The organism is Roseomonas sp. WA12 (assembly GCF_054165765.1).
Genome location: NZ_CM135108.1, coordinates 291,537 through 308,460, shown reverse-complemented (window position 1 = coordinate 308,460; position 16,924 = coordinate 291,537). Strand labels below are relative to the sequence as shown.

Sequence of the window (16,924 nt, the reverse complement as noted above, 5' to 3'; positions counted from 1 at the left end):
GCGGCTGGCGACCTCCCGTTTTCTTGTTCTAGCGTCGCAGGGATGGGCCAGCGCGGCGGCCCGTTCCCGCGCGCCCGCCACGGCCGTGCGAGGGGGAATAAAAGGCCGGGCATGTCGCGCCCCGGGGGGATAGCAGGACCAAGCAGCGCATGAGCGCCTATTCATCAACCGCCGTGGCGGCCGACCGAAACCGCCCGATGACGAAGGAGGAGAGGAAGGTCATCCTTGGCTCCTCCCTCGGTACGGTCTTCGAGTGGTATGACTTCTATCTGTACGGCAGCTTGGCCGGGCTGATCGGCACGCACTTCTTCAGCCAGTACCCCGAGGGCACGCGCAACATCTTCGCGCTGCTGACCTTCGCGGCCGGCTTCCTCGTGCGGCCCTTCGGCGCGATCTTCTTCGGGCGCATCGGCGACCTGGTGGGGCGGAAATACACATTCCTCGTCACCATCGTGATCATGGGCGCCTCCACCTTCATCGTCGGCCTCCTCCCGGGCTCCGACACGATCGGCATCCTGGCCCCGATCCTGCTCATCGTGCTGCGCTGCCTTCAGGGCCTGGCGTTGGGCGGCGAGTATGGCGGTGCGGCCACCTATGTCGCCGAGCACGCGCCGAATGGCCGGCGCGGGTTCTACACCTCCTTCATCCAGATCACCGCGACGGCGGGGCTGTTCCTGTCGCTGCTGGTCATCCTGGGCGTGCGCACCTGGACGGGCGAGGCGGATTTCGCCGCCTGGGGCTGGCGCGTGCCCTTCCTGCTCTCGATCCTACTGCTCGGCGTCTCGGTGTGGATTCGCTCCACGCTGCATGAGAGCCCGGCCTTCCAGAAAATGAAGACCGAGGGCACCGGCTCCAAGGCGCCGCTGTCGGAGGCCTTTGGCCAGTGGAAGAACGCCAAGTGGGCGCTGCTCGCGCTGCTCGGGCTGACGATGGGCCAGGCGGTGGTCTGGTACACCGGCCAGTTCTACGCGCTGTTCTTCCTCGGCTCGATCCTGAAGGTGGACGGGCCGACGACGAACCTGCTGATTGCCTGGGCGCTGCTGCTGGGCTCGGGCGGCTTCGTGCTGTTCGGCTGGCTGTCGGACAAGATCGGCCGCAAGCCGATCATTCTCGGCGGCTGCCTGCTCGCGGCCGTTACCTACTTCCCGCTGTTCAAGCTGCTGACGGCGGAGGCGAACCCGGCGCTGTACCAGGCGCAGCAGACCATCCCGGTGCAGGTGCTGACCAATCCGGCGAGCTGCTCGTTCCAGTTCAATCCGGTGGGTACGGCGCGCTTCACCCAGCCCTGCGACATCGCCAAGGCCGCCCTCGCGCGCGCCTCGGTGCAGTACTCGGTGACGCCGCTTCCCGATGGCGCGGCGGATGCGGACACCTCCGTCCGGATCAACAACGGCGCGCCGATCCGCGCGGCGGACCCGACCTTCGCGCAGCAGCTCTCGGCGGGGCTGACCGCTGCCGGCTACCCGGCGGCGTCGAACCCGACGGTGGTGAAGATGGCAGGGCCCTTCGATATCCTCCGCGAGCAGACGGCCGTGATCATCGGCGTGCTCACCCTGCTCGTGATCTACGTGACGATGGTCTACGGCCCGATCGCGGCGGCACTCGTGGAGTTGTTCCCCACGCGCATCCGCTACACCTCGATGTCGCTGCCCTACCATATCGGCAACGGGTGGTTCGGCGGGCTGCTGCCGGCGACATCGCTGGCGATGGTGGCCCAGACCGGCGACATCTATTACGGCCTCTGGTACCCGATCGTCATCGCGCTCGCGACGGTGGTGATCGGCGCGATCTTCATCCCCGAGACGAAGGACCGCGACATCTTCGAGGCCGAGGAATCGGGCACGAACGCACCGACGACCAGCGCGCGCGCCTGACCGGCCGCGCCTGACATGGGATGGGGGCGCCGGGAGGGATCCTGGCGCCCTTTCCTTTTCCACCCCTTGCATCGGCGCCGCCGCGCAAGCCAACCTCCCCGCCAGAACGGGAGAAACGGCCATGCCGGATGGCGCCACCGGGGTCGCGCCCCCTCTGCTCCGGCAGGATGACCGGGCCGTCGCCACCCTTACCCTCAATCGCCCGGCGGCGCGGAACGGGCTCTCCCTCGCGCTGCTCGATGCGCTGCGGGCGGCGCTGCGCGACATCGCGGCCGATCCCGCCATCCGTTGCGTGGTCATCCAGGCCGAGGGCCCGGCCTTCTGCGCCGGGCACGACCTCAAGGAGATCACGGCGCATTTCGCCGATGCTGATGGCGGACATGCCTTCTTCGCGGCTTCGATGGCGCGCTGCGCCGCGGTGATGCAGGCCATCCCCGCCCTGCCCCAGCCCGTGATCGCCGCCGTGCAGGGCCTAGCCACCGCCGCCGGCTGCCAGCTCGCCGCCGCCTGCGACATGGTGCTGGCGGCGGAAGGGGCGCGTTTCTGCACGCCGGGGGTAGAAATCGGGCTGTTCTGCTCCACCCCGGCCGTCGCCCTCTCCCGCGCCGTGCCACGGAAGGCCGCGATGGAGATGCTGCTGACGGCCGAGCCGGTGGATGCGGCGGAGGCGCGGCGGATCGGGCTGGTGAACCGCATCCTGCCCGTGGTCGAGCTGCGCGAGGCGGCGGCGGCGCTGGCGGCACGGATCGCGGGTCGGTCGGCGCTGGCCGTGCAGCTTGGCAAGCGCACATTCCATCGGCAGGCCGGGTTGCCGCTCGCGGAGGCCTATGAGGTGGCGGCGGCGGCCATGGTGGAGAACCTGCTGGCCGAGGACGCGGCCGAGGGCATCGGCGCCTTCCTCGCGAAGCGCGCGCCGGAATGGAGGCATCGCTGATGGACACCCACCCGCCCATGACGGCGAAGCAGGCCTATGATGCCCTGCCCCGCCTGCGTGCGAACCACAGCGCGCTGACGCCGCTGGGCTTCGTGGAACGGGCGGCAGCGGTGTTCCCCGACCGCGTCGCGGTGATCCACGGCGCGCTGCGCTTCACTTGGCGCGAGCACCGGGACCGCTGCGTGCGTCTGGCCTCGGTGCTTGCCGCGCGCGGCATCGGGCGCGGGGATACGGTGGCGGCGCTGCTGCCCAACACGCCCGCGATGATCGAGGCGCATAACGGCGTGCCGATGGCGGGCGCGGTGCTCAACACAATCAACATCCGGCTGGATGCGGACACCATCGCCTACATCCTCGACCATGGGGAGGCGCGCGCCATCCTGGTGGATCGCGAGTTCGCGCCGCTGCTCGGCCGCGCGCTGGAGATTGCGACCGTGCGGCCCCTGGTGATCGAGGTGGATGATCCGGAGGCGCCCTTCCCGCACACGCTCGGCGGTGAGAGTTACGAGGCCCTGCTCGCCTCGGGCGATCCGGCCTTTCCCTGGCAGCCGCCCGGCGACGAATGGGACGCCATTGCGCTCAACTATACCTCCGGCACCACCGGGCGGCCGAAGGGCGTGGTGTACCATCATCGTGGCGCCTATCTCGGCGCGGTGGGGGACCTGCTGGCCTGCGGCATCGGCCCGGCGCCGGTCATGCTCTGGACCCTGCCGATGTTTCACTGCAACGGCTGGTGCTTCCCCTGGGCCGTCGCCGCGGCCTCCGGCACGCATGTCTGCCTTCGCGCGGTACGCGGGCCGACGATGTGGGAGCAGATCAAGGCGCATGGCGTGACCCATATGTGCGGCGCGCCGATCGTGCTGCAGATGCTGGTGAACGATCCCGCGCGGATCTCCGGCACGGGGCTGGTCTTCGCCACCGCCGGTGCCTCGCCGCCCGAGGCCGTGCTGGCGGCGGCCGATGCCGCCGAGGTCACGGTGCGCCACATCTACGGGCTGACGGAATGCTACGGCCCCTCCGTCATCAACGAATGGCATCCCGAGCACGACGCCCTGCCCGCGCCGGATCGCGCGGCGCTGATGGCGCGCCAGGGCGTGCGCTACCCCACGCTGGACGCCTTCGACGTGCTCGATGCCACAGACACTCCCGTGCCGTCCGACGGGGCGACGATGGGCGAGGTCGTCATGCGCGGAAACACGGTAATGAAGGGCTATCTGAAGGACCCCGGCGCGACGGAGAAAGCCTTTGCCGGCGGCTGGTTCCGCACCGGCGACCTCGGGGTGAAGCACGCGGATGGCTATGTGCAGCTGAAGGACCGCGCGAAAGACATCATCATCTCCGGCGGGGAGAACATCTCCTCCATCGAGGTGGAGGATGCGCTGTACAAGCACCCCGCCGTCGCCGTCGCGGCCGTGGTCGCGGCACCGGACGAGCGATGGGGCGAGGTGCCCTGGGCCTTCATCGAGCTGAAGGCCGATGCCGAAGTGACCGAGGCCCAGCTGATCGCCCATGCCCGCGAGCGTCTGGCCGGCTTCAAGGTACCGAAGCGGGTGATTTTTCAGGAGGTGCCGAAGACCTCCACGGGCAAGCTGCAGAAAGTGCCGTTGCGCCGCGCGGTGCGGGAGGGAACCTTCACCTGACTGCCGCCCGTCTTCAACGCACCCAACCCCCACGCATGACGCAGCGATGACAGAGATCCGCGACAGCCGCCCCGAAGACGTCCCGGCCATTACCCGCATCTACGCCCATTGGGTGGAGCATGGCCGCGCCTCCTTCGAGCTGTCGCCGCCCGCCGGGGCGGAGATGGCCGCGCGGCGGGATTCCATCCTGGCCGGCGGCTACCCGCATCTCGTTGCCACTGGCGAGGGCGGCGTGGTGCTCGGCTACGCTTATGCCTCCGCCTACCGGCCCCGCCCGGCCTACCAGCACACCGTGGAGAACTCGGTCTATGTGGCGCCCTCCGCCACGCAATCCGGCACCGGCCGTGCCCTGCTCAAGGCCCTGATCGCGCGCTGCGAGGCAGCGGATTTCCGGCTCATGGTCGCGGTAATCGGGGATTCAGCGAATCTCCCCTCCATCCGCCTGCACGAGGCGCTGGGCTTCCGCCACGACGGGGTGATCCCGGCCATCGGCTGGAAGCACGAGCGCTGGCTGGACACGGTGCTGATGACCCGGCCCCTGGGCCCGGGCGCTTCGGTGGCACCCACACGTCCGTGACGTTCCCGCGGCGGCCGAACCAGCCGGTCGCCGCCGCGTTCTCCCGGGATACGAGGGGATAAACATAAGTCATGCCCGACCAGGCCATCTCGCCGCCCGTGGCCGGCCACGGGGCGTCGCAGCTGACCAGCGTGGTGCTGGACGCCTACAATGCCGAGCTGCGGGACAAGGAGGGCTTCATCGGGGACCGCGCGAGCAAGCGCGCCTTCCGCGCCATCCTGGAGGAGTGGCGCGAGCGGCTGCGCAAGCTGGGTGACGAGGACCCGTTAGGCGATGAGGAGACGGAGGCCGTTTCCAGCCGCCGCCTGGAAAAGCTGATGCATGACGAGCGGCCCGAGGCGGCCGCGCTGGTCCATGGCGTAATCGAGGAGTTCGCCCAGGAGCTGGCGGGCGTCACCCGTCGCTTCCTCAAGCTGAAAGGCTGGAAGGACACGCAGCGCATCGCGGTGGGTGGCGGGATGAGCGGCAGCCGGATCGGGCATCTGGCGATCGGGCGCGCCTCGCTGCTGCTCAAGGCCGATGGGCAGGGGGTGGAGCTGCGCCCCATCACCCATGAGCCGGACGAGGCCGCGCTGATCGGCGCCGCGCATCTGGCTCCCAGCTGGATCTTCGCCGGGCATGACAGCCTGCTGGCCGTGGATATTGGCGGCACCAACATCCGGGTTGGGCTTGTCGAGCTGAACCTGAAGAAGGCGCGCAATCTCTCCGAGGCCCGCGTCGTCGGGCTGGAGGTGTGGCGCCATCGCGGCGAAGAACCGACCCGCGAGGAGGCGGTGGAGCGGATCGCCACCATGCTGCGAGGAATGACGGCGCTGGCGAAGGCAAAGAAGCGCGCGCTCGCCCCCTTCATCGGCATCGGCTGCCCCGGGATCATCGAGGAGGACGGTTCCATCGATCGCGGCGGCCAGAACCTGCCGGGCAACTGGGAGAGCAGCCGCTTCCACCTGCCCAGCGCGATCGCCGCAGCCATCCCCGAGATCGGCGGGCATCCGACTGCTGTGCTGATGCACAACGACGCCGTGCTGCAGGGGCTGAGCGAGATCCCGAACATGCGGGACGTGGAGCGCTGGGGCATCCTGACGATCGGGACCGGGCTGGGGAATGCGCGGTTCACGAACCGGAAATCTGACTAGCGTCCCGCTCCGTCCGGCGAGGTTCTCGCTAGTCTCGTCCGGCATGGGTGGCGCGCGAGGGGAACCGGGACCACCGAACGCAGGACGCTGCTGAAAACCGCTGCCAACACGGCGCTCGTGGCCAGGCTCGAGGGGCTTGCCACCCCTGCCCTGTCGCAGGGTGCCAATGCGCGAAGCCTTCTTCGTGCCCTGGCGCGAGTGCCTGGTCGAGCTGGCCGACGAGCCCGCGGCGGGAGGCGCTGCGGGAGGAGTGGTTCGAGGCGAACGACGCCGAAACCGAGAAGCGCGTCGCCCGCGAGCTGCGGATGGCGGTGTGGGAGGAGGCACCCTTCGTGCGGCTGAGATTGCTGCGGCCGCAGCAAGCTATCGGCGCAGCATCACGGGAGTGCTGAAGGGCGGGCCGTCGCTGTTCTGGAACGTGCGGCGGGCCTGATGGCGCGCCCATGGCCTCCGAGAGGGAGAAGGAATTCTCCCTCTCGGGCTCTCCCTCATCTTTTTCTTTGGGACTGCCGTGGACGGCTCGACTGTCGGTTCGCCGAGGGTCGATACCCTCGGCGGGGAATATGGCCGTTCCTACTGCCGTTAATACTTCGCCCGCGGCCCCGTCCTTCAATCACCGTATCCGCGGCAGCCTGAACGCGGGGTCCGGGGAGCCCGTTGGCTCCCCGGTGGAGGGGGTCTGGGGGAGGCAGCGCCTCACCCAGGGGCCACCCAGGGCACCGGCACCGTGTCGCCTGCAATGTAGAGCGGATGGCCGGGCTGCCCGTCGGCCGTGACCTTCAGGGCGAGCGGCTGGGCGCCTGCCCTGGCCAGGATGGCGGCGAGTTCGGTCGCGCGGCGGCGCAGGGGCTTGGGCGGCAGGCCCCAGGCGACGACGAGGCGGTCAGCACGGGCGGCCCAATCGGCGATGGCCTGGTCGTTCCCGGGGCCAATCGGGTCCTCGACCTCCAGCAGCATGGTGGGCTTCGTCGCGCGCAGGGCGAAGGCGTTCAGCACCACCATGGCGCCGAAACCCCAGCGGCGGGTGAAGTCGCGGGCGCGGCGGACGGTGGGGTCGTCCACCTGCTCGTCCGCAGTGCTGGGGTTCATCATGATCCAGGCGCAGACGCCGGGGGAGCCGAAGGGCAACCCGTCCCAGCGGCGTTCGAGCACGGTGCGGTAGCGGCCGTCCTCGGAGAACTCGGCGCGGGAGACGACCTCGGCGCCGACCTTCAGGCGGATTTTGCCGCCGGGGTCATGGAGGTCCTGCGGGCGGGTCATCGGTTGCTGAGCCACCACAGAAAGGCGGCGACCAGCAGGGCGAAGATGGCGGACCAGACCACCAGCAGGCCGAGATGCCAGGGGCCGGCGGCGTCCATGGCGACCTGGCTGGGAGCGGTGGGGTTGTAGGCGATGCGGAGGGTCTCGCCGATGCGCGGGGCGTTGCGGTTGACCGGGCGCGGGCCGGAGAGCTCGGCGGTGATGGGCCCCGCCGGGCCGGTGAAGGTGACGAACAGGGTGCGGCTGTGGGTGCGGGCGGGGTTGCCGGGATCAACGGGGCGGGCCTCCGCGAGGACCCAGCCCCGCTGGCGGTGACGGGCGCGGAGGAGCGAGCCGAGCGCGAGGGCCGGCACGCCCAGCATGAAGCCCCAGAACAGGATCGCGACCGGGTTCACCGGCTACAGCGCGCTGGCGCTCGCCTCGGAGCGGGTGGCGCCGACGCGGCTGGCCAGGGCAGCGGCCATGAACTCGTCCAGGTCGCCATCAAGCACGGCGGCGGGGTTGCCCTTCTCCACGCCGGTGCGCAGGTCCTTCACCATCTGATAGGGCTGAAGGACGTAGGAGCGAATCTGGTGGCCCCAGCCGATATCGGTCTTGCCGGCCTCGGTGGCGGCGGAGACGGCTTCGCGCTTCTTGAGCTCCAGCTCGTACAAGCGCGCGCGCAGCATGTTCATCGCGATGACGCGGTTCTTGTGCTGGCTACGGTCCTGGGTAGAGGCCGCCACGATCCCGGTGGGGATATGGGTGAAGCGCACGCCCGATTCCGTCTTGTTCACGTGCTGGCCGCCGGCACCCGAGGCGCGGAAGGTGTCGGTGCGCAGGTCGGCCGGGTTGATGTCCACCTCGATCTTGTCGTCGATCACGGGGTAGACATAGACGGAGGCGAAGCTCGTCTGCCGCTTGTCGTTGCCGCCGAAGGGCGAAATGCGGACCAAGCGGTGAACGCCCATCTCGGTCTTCAGCCAGCCATAGGCATTGGGGCCGGAGACCTGGATGGTGGCGGACTTGATCCCGGCCTCGTCGCCCTCGCTCTGCTCGGTGATGGCGACCTTGTAGCCATGGGCCTCGGCCCAGCGGGTGTACATGCGGAGCATCATCTCCGCCCAGTCCTGGGCGTCGGTGCCGCCGGCGCCGGAATTCACCTCGACATAGGCGTCGTTGGCGTCGGCCTCTCCACTCAGCAGGCTCTCGATTTCGCGGCGCTTGGCCTCGGCGGCCAGGCGGTGAAGATCGGCGACGGCAGCGTCGGCCGTGCCGGCATCGCCCTCGGCCTCGGCGAGCTCCACCAGCTCCAGCGCGTCATTCACGTCCTGCTCGAGGCGGCGTACGCCGTCGATCTGGTCGGCGAGACGGGTGCGCTCGCGCATCAGCTTCTGGGCAGCGGCCGCGTCGTTCCAGAGGGAGGGATCCTCAGAACGGGCGTTCAGCTCGTGCAGCCGCACCACGGCGGCGTCCCAGTTCAGGTGGCGGCGCAGAAGGGCGACGCTGTCGGCGATCTGGGCCTTCAGGCCCTCGGCATCGGCACGCATGGTTCGGCGGGTCCTGTCGGATCATGCGGCGGCGTCCCGCGGCGATGCGCGGCGGCGCCGATCCGATCTCCTCGAATACGGATGGAACGCCCCGGAGATGGGGAGTCCGGGGCGGACCTAGTAGAGCCCGCCCAGGCTGCTGTCCACGGCCGAGGCCGTGGCGCCGCTGGAACCGCCACCGTAGGCGCCATCGCCACCACCGCCGCCACCGGAGCCGACATTGCCGCCCATGGGCGGGCGGGCCGCGGTCTCCGTTCCCGGCCGGAAGGGCTCGAGGATGGACTGGCCGTTGCTGGTGGAGACGCGGACGAGCGCGACGCCGGGCGGGGCGCGGAAGGGCACGGGCGGGCTGTCGGCCAGGGCTGCCGCGACCACCTCGTTGAAGATCGGCGCCGCGTTGCCGCCGCCCGTCTCGCCCTCACCAAGGGAGTGCGGGTCGTCGAAGCCGACCCAGACGGCAACCACGATGTCCGGCGTGAAGCCGACGAACCAGTTGTCGAAATAGTCGTTCGTCGTGCCGGTCTTGCCGGCCACGGGGCGGTTCAGCCCCTTGGCGGCGGCGACGCCGGTGCCGCGCGCGGTTACGCCCTGGAGGAGGGCGACCATCTGGTAGGCCGCGATCGGGTCCACTACCTGGCGACGCGCATCGGCGAGGCTGGGCGGGCCGGCCGAGACGTCGAGGTCGCAGCCCTGGCAGCGGCGGGCGTCGTTGCGCCACACCACATGGCCGAAACGGTCCTGCACGCTGTCGATCAGCGAGGGCTCCACCGCCTTGCCGCCATTGGCGAAAGCGGCGTAGCCCGCGGCCATCCGCATGACCGTCGTCTCGCCGGCGCCCAGCGCCATGGAGAGGACGCGCGGCATGTTCGGGATCACCCCGAAGCGGCGGGCGGTGTCGGCCACCTTGTCGATGCCGATCTCCTGGGCGAGGCGGACCGTCACCTGGTTCAGCGACTTCTCGATGGCGGTTCGCATGGTCACCCAGCCATTGGAGTTGCCGCTGTAATTGCCGGGGCGCCAAACGCCCTGGGGGGTGGCCATCTCGAAGGGTGCATCGAGCAGCTGCTGGTTGGGCGGGATGCCCTGCTCCAGCGCCGTGACATAGACGAAGGGCTTGAAGGACGATCCGGGCTGCCGCATCGCCTGGGTGGCGCGGTTGAACCAGGAGCGGTCGAAGTTGAAGCCGCCGGACATGGCGAGCACGCGGCCCGTGGCGGGATCGAGCGCGACGACCGCGCCCTCCACCTGCGGGATCTGGCGGAGCGCCAGCCGCTCGCCGCGGGCGGGGGTGCGGCCCTGGGCGGCGGAGGCGGCGACGGTTTCCACCATCACCACGTCGCCGGGGGTGACGAGATCGGCCATGCGGCGGGCGGCAACCATGCGGTTGCCTTCGCGCTGCAGGCGGGACCAGGGCACATCCTCCATCGCCAGACGGCCCTCGCGGGGCTGGGCGGGGGTGCGGGTGTTCGGGCGCTCGGCCCAGCCGAGCCGGGCCTCGCGGGCGCCCACTTCGAGCACCACGGCCAGGCGCCATTCCGGTAGCATGCCGGACACGCGGGGCACGCCTTCCAGCGCCGGCATCCACTCGGCGGCCGAGGCGGAGACCTTCGTCACGGCCCCGCGCCAGCCGCCGCGGCGGCGGTCATAAGCCATGAGGTGGTTGCGCAACGACGCCTCGGTGGCGGCCTGCAGCTTGGGGTCCATGGAGGTGCGGACCACGAGGCCGCCCATGGTCGTCTGCTCCGGCCCGAAGCGGGAGTTCAGCTCGCGCCGGACCTCCTCGGTGAAATACTGGCCAACCGCGACCATGTCCGGCCGGGCGCGGCCGCGATACTGGATCGGCTCCTGCTTGGCGGCATCGGCCTCCTCCCGCGTGATGGCGCGGTCCTCGACCATGCGGTCCAGCACCCAGTCGCGGCGCTCCTTGGCGCGCTCGGGGTAGCGCGCGGGATTGTAGTTGTTGGGCGCCTTGGGCAGCACGGCGAGAAAGGCGGTCTCGCCGATCGTCAGCTCGTCCAGGCCCTTGTTGAAGTAGTTCTGCGCGGCGGCAGCCACGCCATAGGCCTGGGCGCCCAGGAAGATCTCGTTCAGGTAGATCTCGAGGATGCGCTCCTTGCTCATCGCGGCCTCGAGCCGCGCGGCCAGGATAGCTTCCCGCACCTTGCGCATGATGGTGCGGTCCGCGCCCACCAGCATGTTCTTGGCCACCTGCTGCGTGATGGTGGAGGCGCCGCCAGCGCGGCGGCCCGTGCCCATCTGCTCCAGGTTGTTGATGGCAGCGCGCATGATGCCGATGGGATCGACGCCATGGTGCTCCCAGAAACGCTGGTCCTCGGCGGAGACGAAGGCCTGCTGCACACGGCGAGGGATGGCGCCGATGGGCACGAAGACGCGCCGCTCCAGCGCCATCTCGGCCATCAGCCGGCTGTCGGCGGCGAAGATGCGGGACATCTGCGGGGGCTGATAGTCGGCCAGCCAGGCATGGTCGGGTAGGTCGGCCGTCGCGGTGCGCCACAGCCCGTAGCCGGCGATGCCGCCCACCACCACGCCGATGGCGCCCACCGACAGGACAAAACCAACCGTGCGGCGCAGCCAGATGGCGCGGCGCGGACGGGGTTTGCCGTTGCCCGCCGGGGGAACCGGCGGGATGTCCATCGCGTCGGACGGCTCCGCGGGCGCGGCCCCGTCCCGGGGGCGGCGCTCGCCCACCAGGGGCCGTTCGGCGCGGAGATCTCTCGAAGTCATCCTGTACCCTCAACGGCCGCCCGCAGGGGCGGCCCTAACACGTCGCACGCATCGTCCCGGGCCCTGTTCCGGGGCCCTTCCTCAACTGGCGTCGGCACCCGGCCGGTGGCAAGCCCGCCACGGTCCCTGCCCTGACCAAACCCCGAACCAGCGCGGAGGCACCCTTCCGGCGGGGTGCTCCAAGGCCCGTAACCCAACCTCGTCCAGCCTGGTTGCGCGTTGCGGCATCTCCGCCGCGCGCTGTGGCCTCGTTGCAATGGCAGATGCCCGGCCGGGCCCTCAACCACGATCAACCGGCAGGGGCGACGCCCAGCCCGGGCCGTTGCAGGTAATCCTCCACCGCGCCAGCCAGGGCGGAGGCCACCAGCGCACGGTGTTCCGGCTGACGCAACTGCGCCTCGTCCTGCCGGCTGGAGAGGAAGCCGATTTCCACCAGCACCGAAGGGATGTCGGGCGCTTTCAGCACGGCGAAGGCGGCTTGCCGGTGGGTGTTCGGTAGCAGCGGCACCCGGGGCCGCAGCGCCCCCACGGTCATGTTGGCCAGGCGCACCGAGCCCTGTCGCGTCTCCTGCCGGACAAGGCTGAGGAGGATGCGTTGCACCTCCGGCGGAACGGGGGGCAGGTTCAGCCCGCCCGCGGAATCCGCGGCATTCTCCCGCCGGGCCAGCGCGGCCGAGAGCGCGTCGGAGGCGGTTTCCGACAAGGTGTAGACGGACGCACCCCGCGCGCCGGGCGCAGAGTCCGCATGAATGGAAACGAAGAGAGCGGCGCGGTTGCGGCGCGCAAAATCCACCCGCCCGGCCAGGGGAACGAACACGTCGCGCGAGCGAGTCATGACCACCCGGCACCGCCCGCCGGCTTCCAGCCGCCGCTTCATCTCCTGCGCGGCGGCCAGGACGATGCGCTTCTCCTGGGTGCCGGTGGCGCCGATCGCGCCGGGGTCCTTGCCGCCATGGCCGGGGTCCAGCACCACGACCGGGCGGGGGCCGCCGCTGCTGGCCGTCCCCTGGGCGATCGGTCGGCCCGGTCCGGCCAGGCGCGCGAAGCCGGCCGGGGTGCCCGGGCGGATGGAGAGCACGAGGGACCCACCCTCCCGCGCCGCATCCGGGGCGTCCACGGGGCCGTGCAGGTCGATCACCAGCTGCCGCGCGCGGGCGTTCCAGCGGGCCGCGCGGACGGGGCCGGCCCCGGGGAGGCTCGTCGGGCCGTCCCAACCATGGCGCGGCAGGCTGAGCACGAGCCTCGCCGGGCGCGACTGGGCGGTGAGGCGCCAGGGACCGGTCGCGGCGCCGGGAAGCACCAGTCGGGCGCTGTCGCCCTCGCCACGCAGGCTCGCTCCCTCCGCGGCGGCCGGGTGCGGCGCGGCGAGGGCGGCCAGCGCCGCGGCCAAAAGCCCGCGGCGTCGCAGATCCTGTCCCATCTCCCCCTTGGTCTCCCCCTCAACATGTTTGGCAGGATCGCCGGGCATCCCCCTGCCCGGCCTCGCCAATCCACCAATTCTTAGCACCGGCATCACGGTGCATGGGTGTTCAAAGCGTGGTCGAAGCGTGACGGAGGGCAACAGGGGGAACCCAAGGAGGGCCGGTAAGGGCGCTTCCGGGCGGAGTGTGGCACAGGGCACACAGCGCCTTGCTCCCTCGGGGCCCCCTGCGTATGGTGCATTGCCCCGGCGGCACGCCGCCGGTGGAGGGTTCACGGGCGCGGCCGATTCAAGGCGGCCGCCGGTCCAATCGTTGGATGCCCGACCCCGCATCGCCCCGGAAGGGGCCGCCGCCCGCGCCGGTTCCCGGCCAGGCGAGCCGGCCCGCCATCAAGGGCAGGTGGGGAGAGCACCCTCCCCCGGCGCGCGCCATGCGGCGCGGCGGGCCAGTCGTCCCCACCTGTGGGGCCTAAAGGACCGCAACGCGCCAGTCGCCGGCCCGCCCGCGCGCGCCCTCCTCCCGATGAGAGGGGCGCTGCGCCTAGGGGTTCGCGAGGGCAGGCGACGTCACCGGGCACGCAGTGCCCATGAATCGAACCGGGCACCCGCGTGCCCATGACCGCATCAGGGCACCCCGCCGGGGCCGCCCTTCACGGGAGAAAGGACGGATGACGGCGATGCATCGCTCTGCCCCGGCCCAGTCCCCTCCCGGCCCACCAACCCTCACCGCCGCCGGCCGCCCTGTGCCCCGCGCGGCGCGGAGTCCCGCCTTCCATGACCAAGCGCATGCTGATCGATGCATCCCATCCCGAAGAGACGCGGGTGGTGGTGCTGGACGGCAACCGTCTTGAGGATTTCGACCTCGAGACCCAGAACCGGCGCCCGCTGAAGGGCAACATCTACCTCGCCAAGATCGTCCGCGTGGAGCCGAGCCTCCAGGCCGCCTTCGTCGAGTACGGCGGCAACCGCCACGGCTTCCTCGCCTTCGGCGAGATCCATCCCGACTACTACCAGATCCCCGTCGCCGACCGGCAGCGCCTGCTCGAAGCCCAGGCCCGCGAGGCCGAGGAGGACGAGTACCCCGAGGACGAGATCGAGACCGCCGCCGAGCGCCTCGCCCCCAATGACGACGCCGACCTGATCGGACGCGAGGAGGAGCGGCGCGGCGCGCAGGCCGAGGCCTCCTCCGACGAGAACGGTTCGTCCGAGACTGTCTCGCCCGAGACTGTCGCGCCCCAGCCTGGCGAGACCCTCGACGAGTCCGGCGCCACCGCCGACACCACGACCGAGACCCCCGACCACCCCGCGGCCGGCGAGACCGCCGGCACCGCGCCGGATGGCGAGACGGGCGGCGAGGACGGCGCCCCCGGCTCCACCCCACGTGCCCAGCCGATGACCATGCATGTGGACCGGGTGAGCGAGGGCGACCCGGTGGCCGAGCCCGGTTACGAGCGCGGCTCGGACCGGGGTTCGAACGATGACTCCGACAGCGGCGTCGAGACCGTCACCGAGGCCGCTCCCCCGCCCGAGACGATCGGCGGCGAGGAGCGGAACGGCGACGAAGGCTCCGACGAGGAGCGCCGCGAGCGCCGCATCCCCTCCAAGTTCCTGCGCCACTACAAGATCCAGGAGGTGATGCGCCGCCGCCAGATCATCCTGGTGCAGGTCGTCAAGGAGGAGCGCGGCAACAAGGGCGCCGCGCTGACCACCTATATCTCCCTGCCCGGCCGCTTCTCCGTGCTGATGCCGAACTCGCCCAAGGGTGGCGGCGTGTCGCGCAAGATCACCTCGGCGGGCGATCGCAAGCGGCTTCGCGAGGTGATTGACGACCTGAACCTGCCGCGCGGCATGGGCATGATCGTCCGCACCGCGGGTGCCCAGCGCCCCAAGCCGGAGATCCGGCGCGACGGCGAGTACCTGCTGCGCCTGTGGGACGACATCCGCACGCGCACCATGTCCTCCACCGCGCCCGCGCTGGTCTATGAGGAGGCCGACCTCCTCAAGCGCTCGATCCGCGACAACTTCGCGAAGGAGATCGAGGAGATCCAGATCGAGGGCGAGGAAGCCTTCCGCCAGGCCCGCGACTTCACGCGCATGCTGATGCCGCAGAACGAGCGCAAGATTAAGCTCTACCGCGAGCCCGGCATGCCGTTGTTCGTGCGCGCCGGCGTGGAGCAGCAGCTCGATGCGATGATGTCGCCCACCGTGCAGCTCCGCTCTGGCGGCTACATCGTCATCAACCAGACCGAGGCGCTTGTCTCCATCGACGTGAACTCGGGCCGCGCCACGCGCGACCGGCACATCGAAGACACGGCGCTGCGCACGAACCTGGAAGCGGCGGACGAGATCGCCCGCCAGCTGCGCCTGCGCGACCTCGCCGGCCTCATCGTGATCGACTTCATCGACATGGAGAGCAACCGGAACGACGCGATGGTGGAGCGCCGCCTGAAGGAGGCGCTGCGCTTCGACCGTGCGCGTATCCAGGTCGGCCGCATCAGCCATTTCGGTCTGATGGAGATGTCGCGCCAGCGGCTGCGCCCGTCGCTGACCGAGCACTCCTTCGTCACCTGCCCGCACTGCCAGGGACTGGGCATCGTCCGCTCGGACGAGAGCTCGGCGCTGCACGTGCTGCGCGCCATCGAGGAGGAGGGCGCCAAGCGCCGCGCCGCCGAGATCGTCGTGCACTGCTCGCCGGCGGTGGCCATGCACATCCTCAACCGCAAGCGCGAGCGCCTGGCCGCGGTCGAGCAGCGCCACGACATGTGCGTGGTGTTCGAGCCCGACGCGACGCTGACCGCTGCCCAGAACCGCATCGACCGCACCCGCCCGCAGACCCAGCCGGCGCCCTCCATCGGCGCGCCCGCGCTGCGGATGGATTACGCGCCGGAGCCGGTCTTCGTGGCCGGTGGTGGTGGCGACGAGGAGGAGGATGCCGTCTCCGCCGCCATGGCCGATGAGGACGCGGGCGAGGAGGGTGTCTCCGCCGAGTCCGGCGAGGCGAAGGACGAGAACGGGGAGCGCGGCCGTCGCCGCCGCCGGCGCCGTCGTGGCGGCCGCCGCGAGGAGGGTGCCGCCCCCGAGGCCGGCACCGGGACGTATGAGGCCGGAGCAGACGAGGCGGGCGCCGACGAGGCCCTGCTTCTCGGTGGCGGCGCTGCCGACAGCCGGGATCTCGGCGCCGGGATTGCCGGGAACGGCGACGCGACGAGCGAGGACGCGCTGGCCCAGGACGGTGCCGCTGATGGCACGGGCGCCGCGCCCGTGGCCGAGGAGCGGCCGGAGGGCGATGCCCGCCGCCGCCGTGGCCGCCGCGGCGGTGGCCGCTTCCGCCGCGATGAGGCCGCCCGCCCCGGCGACGAGGCGCCCGCGCCCGCCGCCGAGGAGGCCGCGCCCCGCTATGCCGGCCCCACCCCCGCCGATCCCTTCGCCGGCACCTATGACGCGCTGATGGATGCGATGGACGCGGCCGAGGCGGCCGCGACCGCCGATGCTCCGCGCGTGGTGCGCGAGATCCCGATCGCCGAGGCGCCGATGGCGACGAGCCCGGAGCCGGTGGCGCCGGAACCCGCTGCCGAGTTCACGGCGCCTGAAACACCGCCGGCCGCGATGCCGGAGGCCTCGGCTCCCACGGAGGCGGCTCCTGCGTCCCAGGCTGTGGACGTCCAGCCCCCTGCCGAGCCGGCATCCGCGCCGGCCGCAGAGCCCGCAGCGGCGGAACCCGTCGTCGGCGCGGTGGTGCAGCCCGTGGTGCTCGGGGCGGATGCCCCCGAGGCGCCGGCCAAGAAGGGCTGGTGGCGGCGCTGACCCGGCGC

Annotated in this window: 11 protein-coding genes; 6 read left to right on the top strand and 5 right to left on the bottom strand. The window is 71.1% G+C overall.

Going from position 1 to position 16,924, the window contains the following annotated elements; genetic code table 11:
• Positions 1-149 precede the first annotated feature (149 nt).
• From ACVBD7_RS01425 to ACVBD7_RS01405, 5 genes are all read left to right on the top strand, one after another.
• Entirely contained in the window at positions 150-1,874 is a 1,725-nt protein-coding gene (locus ACVBD7_RS01425) for an MFS transporter (protein ID WP_458095741.1), read from the top strand.
• A gap of 121 nt (positions 1,875-1,995) precedes the next feature.
• The gene (locus tag ACVBD7_RS01420) at positions 1,996-2,808 is read left to right on the top strand and encodes an enoyl-CoA hydratase (protein WP_458095740.1); all 813 of its coding nucleotides are present in this window, start codon (positions 1,996-1,998) and stop codon (positions 2,806-2,808) included.
• On the top strand, positions 2,808-4,448 hold the full coding sequence (locus ACVBD7_RS01415; protein ID WP_458095739.1) for an AMP-binding protein: 1,641 nt from the start codon (positions 2,808-2,810) through the stop codon (positions 4,446-4,448). Before ACVBD7_RS01420 ends, ACVBD7_RS01415 begins: the two co-directional genes overlap by 1 nt.
• Positions 4,449-4,494: 46 nt before the next feature.
• Positions 4,495-5,025 carry an N-acetyltransferase family protein gene (locus tag ACVBD7_RS01410; protein ID WP_458095738.1) on the top strand — a complete coding sequence of 177 codons (531 nt, stop codon included), beginning with the start codon at positions 4,495-4,497 and terminating at the stop codon, positions 5,023-5,025.
• A gap of 71 nt (positions 5,026-5,096) precedes the next feature.
• Positions 5,097-6,158 carry an ROK family protein gene (locus ACVBD7_RS01405; RefSeq protein WP_458095737.1) on the top strand — a complete coding sequence of 354 codons (1,062 nt, stop codon included), beginning with the start codon at positions 5,097-5,099 and terminating at the stop codon, positions 6,156-6,158.
• A gap of 696 nt (positions 6,159-6,854) precedes the next feature.
• On the opposite strand, the gene ACVBD7_RS01400 is transcribed toward ACVBD7_RS01405, so the two are convergent.
• From ACVBD7_RS01400 to ACVBD7_RS01380, 5 genes are all read right to left on the bottom strand, one after another.
• A complete protein-coding gene (locus ACVBD7_RS01400; RefSeq protein ID WP_458095736.1) occupies positions 6,855-7,418 on the bottom strand; it encodes a DUF1643 domain-containing protein in 564 nt (187 codons plus the stop codon).
• Positions 7,415-7,813 carry a DUF3592 domain-containing protein gene (locus ACVBD7_RS01395; protein ID WP_458095735.1) on the bottom strand — a complete coding sequence of 133 codons (399 nt, stop codon included), beginning with the start codon at positions 7,811-7,813 and terminating at the stop codon, positions 7,415-7,417. Before ACVBD7_RS01395 ends, ACVBD7_RS01400 begins: the two co-directional genes overlap by 4 nt.
• Before the next feature lie 3 nt (positions 7,814-7,816).
• The gene (prfB, locus tag ACVBD7_RS01390; RefSeq protein ID WP_458095734.1) at positions 7,817-8,947 is read right to left on the bottom strand and encodes a peptide chain release factor 2; all 1,131 of its coding nucleotides are present in this window, start codon (positions 8,945-8,947) and stop codon (positions 7,817-7,819) included.
• A gap of 117 nt (positions 8,948-9,064) precedes the next feature.
• Complete coding sequence (locus tag ACVBD7_RS01385) at positions 9,065-11,692, bottom strand: penicillin-binding protein 1A (RefSeq protein ID WP_458095733.1); 2,628 nt, start codon at positions 11,690-11,692, stop codon at positions 9,065-9,067.
• 289 nt (positions 11,693-11,981) lie between these two features.
• Positions 11,982-13,112 (bottom strand): N-acetylmuramoyl-L-alanine amidase family protein, encoded by a 1,131-nt coding sequence (locus tag ACVBD7_RS01380; protein WP_458095732.1) that lies wholly within the window; start codon positions 13,110-13,112, stop codon positions 11,982-11,984.
• A gap of 774 nt (positions 13,113-13,886) precedes the next feature.
• Between ACVBD7_RS01380 and ACVBD7_RS01375 the strand changes: the two genes are divergently transcribed.
• Positions 13,887-16,916, top strand: a complete 3,030-nt coding sequence (locus ACVBD7_RS01375) for an Rne/Rng family ribonuclease (RefSeq protein WP_458095731.1) — start codon at positions 13,887-13,889, stop codon at positions 16,914-16,916.
• The last annotated feature ends 8 nt before the right edge of the window (positions 16,917-16,924 follow it).

Excerpts from the sequence above, each read along its gene's own strand:
- ACVBD7_RS01405 (WP_458095737.1), top strand. The coding sequence starts at position 5,097 with ATGCCCGACCAGGCCATCTCGCCGCCCGTGGCCGGCCACGGGGCGTCG.
- ACVBD7_RS01425 (WP_458095741.1), top strand. The coding sequence starts at position 150 with ATGAGCGCCTATTCATCAACCGCCGTGGCGGCCGACCGAAACCGCCCG.
- ACVBD7_RS01375 (WP_458095731.1), top strand. The coding sequence starts at position 13,887 with ATGACCAAGCGCATGCTGATCGATGCATCCCATCCCGAAGAGACGCGG.
- prfB (WP_458095734.1), bottom strand. The coding sequence starts at position 8,947 with ATGCGTGCCGATGCCGAGGGCCTGAAGGCCCAGATCGCCGACAGCGTC.
- ACVBD7_RS01415 (WP_458095739.1), top strand. The coding sequence starts at position 2,808 with ATGGACACCCACCCGCCCATGACGGCGAAGCAGGCCTATGATGCCCTG.
- ACVBD7_RS01380 (WP_458095732.1), bottom strand. The coding sequence starts at position 13,112 with ATGGGACAGGATCTGCGACGCCGCGGGCTTTTGGCCGCGGCGCTGGCC.
- ACVBD7_RS01400 (WP_458095736.1), bottom strand. The coding sequence starts at position 7,418 with ATGACCCGCCCGCAGGACCTCCATGACCCCGGCGGCAAAATCCGCCTG.
- ACVBD7_RS01420 (WP_458095740.1), top strand. The coding sequence starts at position 1,996 with ATGCCGGATGGCGCCACCGGGGTCGCGCCCCCTCTGCTCCGGCAGGAT.
- ACVBD7_RS01410 (WP_458095738.1), top strand. The coding sequence starts at position 4,495 with ATGACAGAGATCCGCGACAGCCGCCCCGAAGACGTCCCGGCCATTACC.
- ACVBD7_RS01385 (WP_458095733.1), bottom strand. The coding sequence starts at position 11,692 with ATGACTTCGAGAGATCTCCGCGCCGAACGGCCCCTGGTGGGCGAGCGC.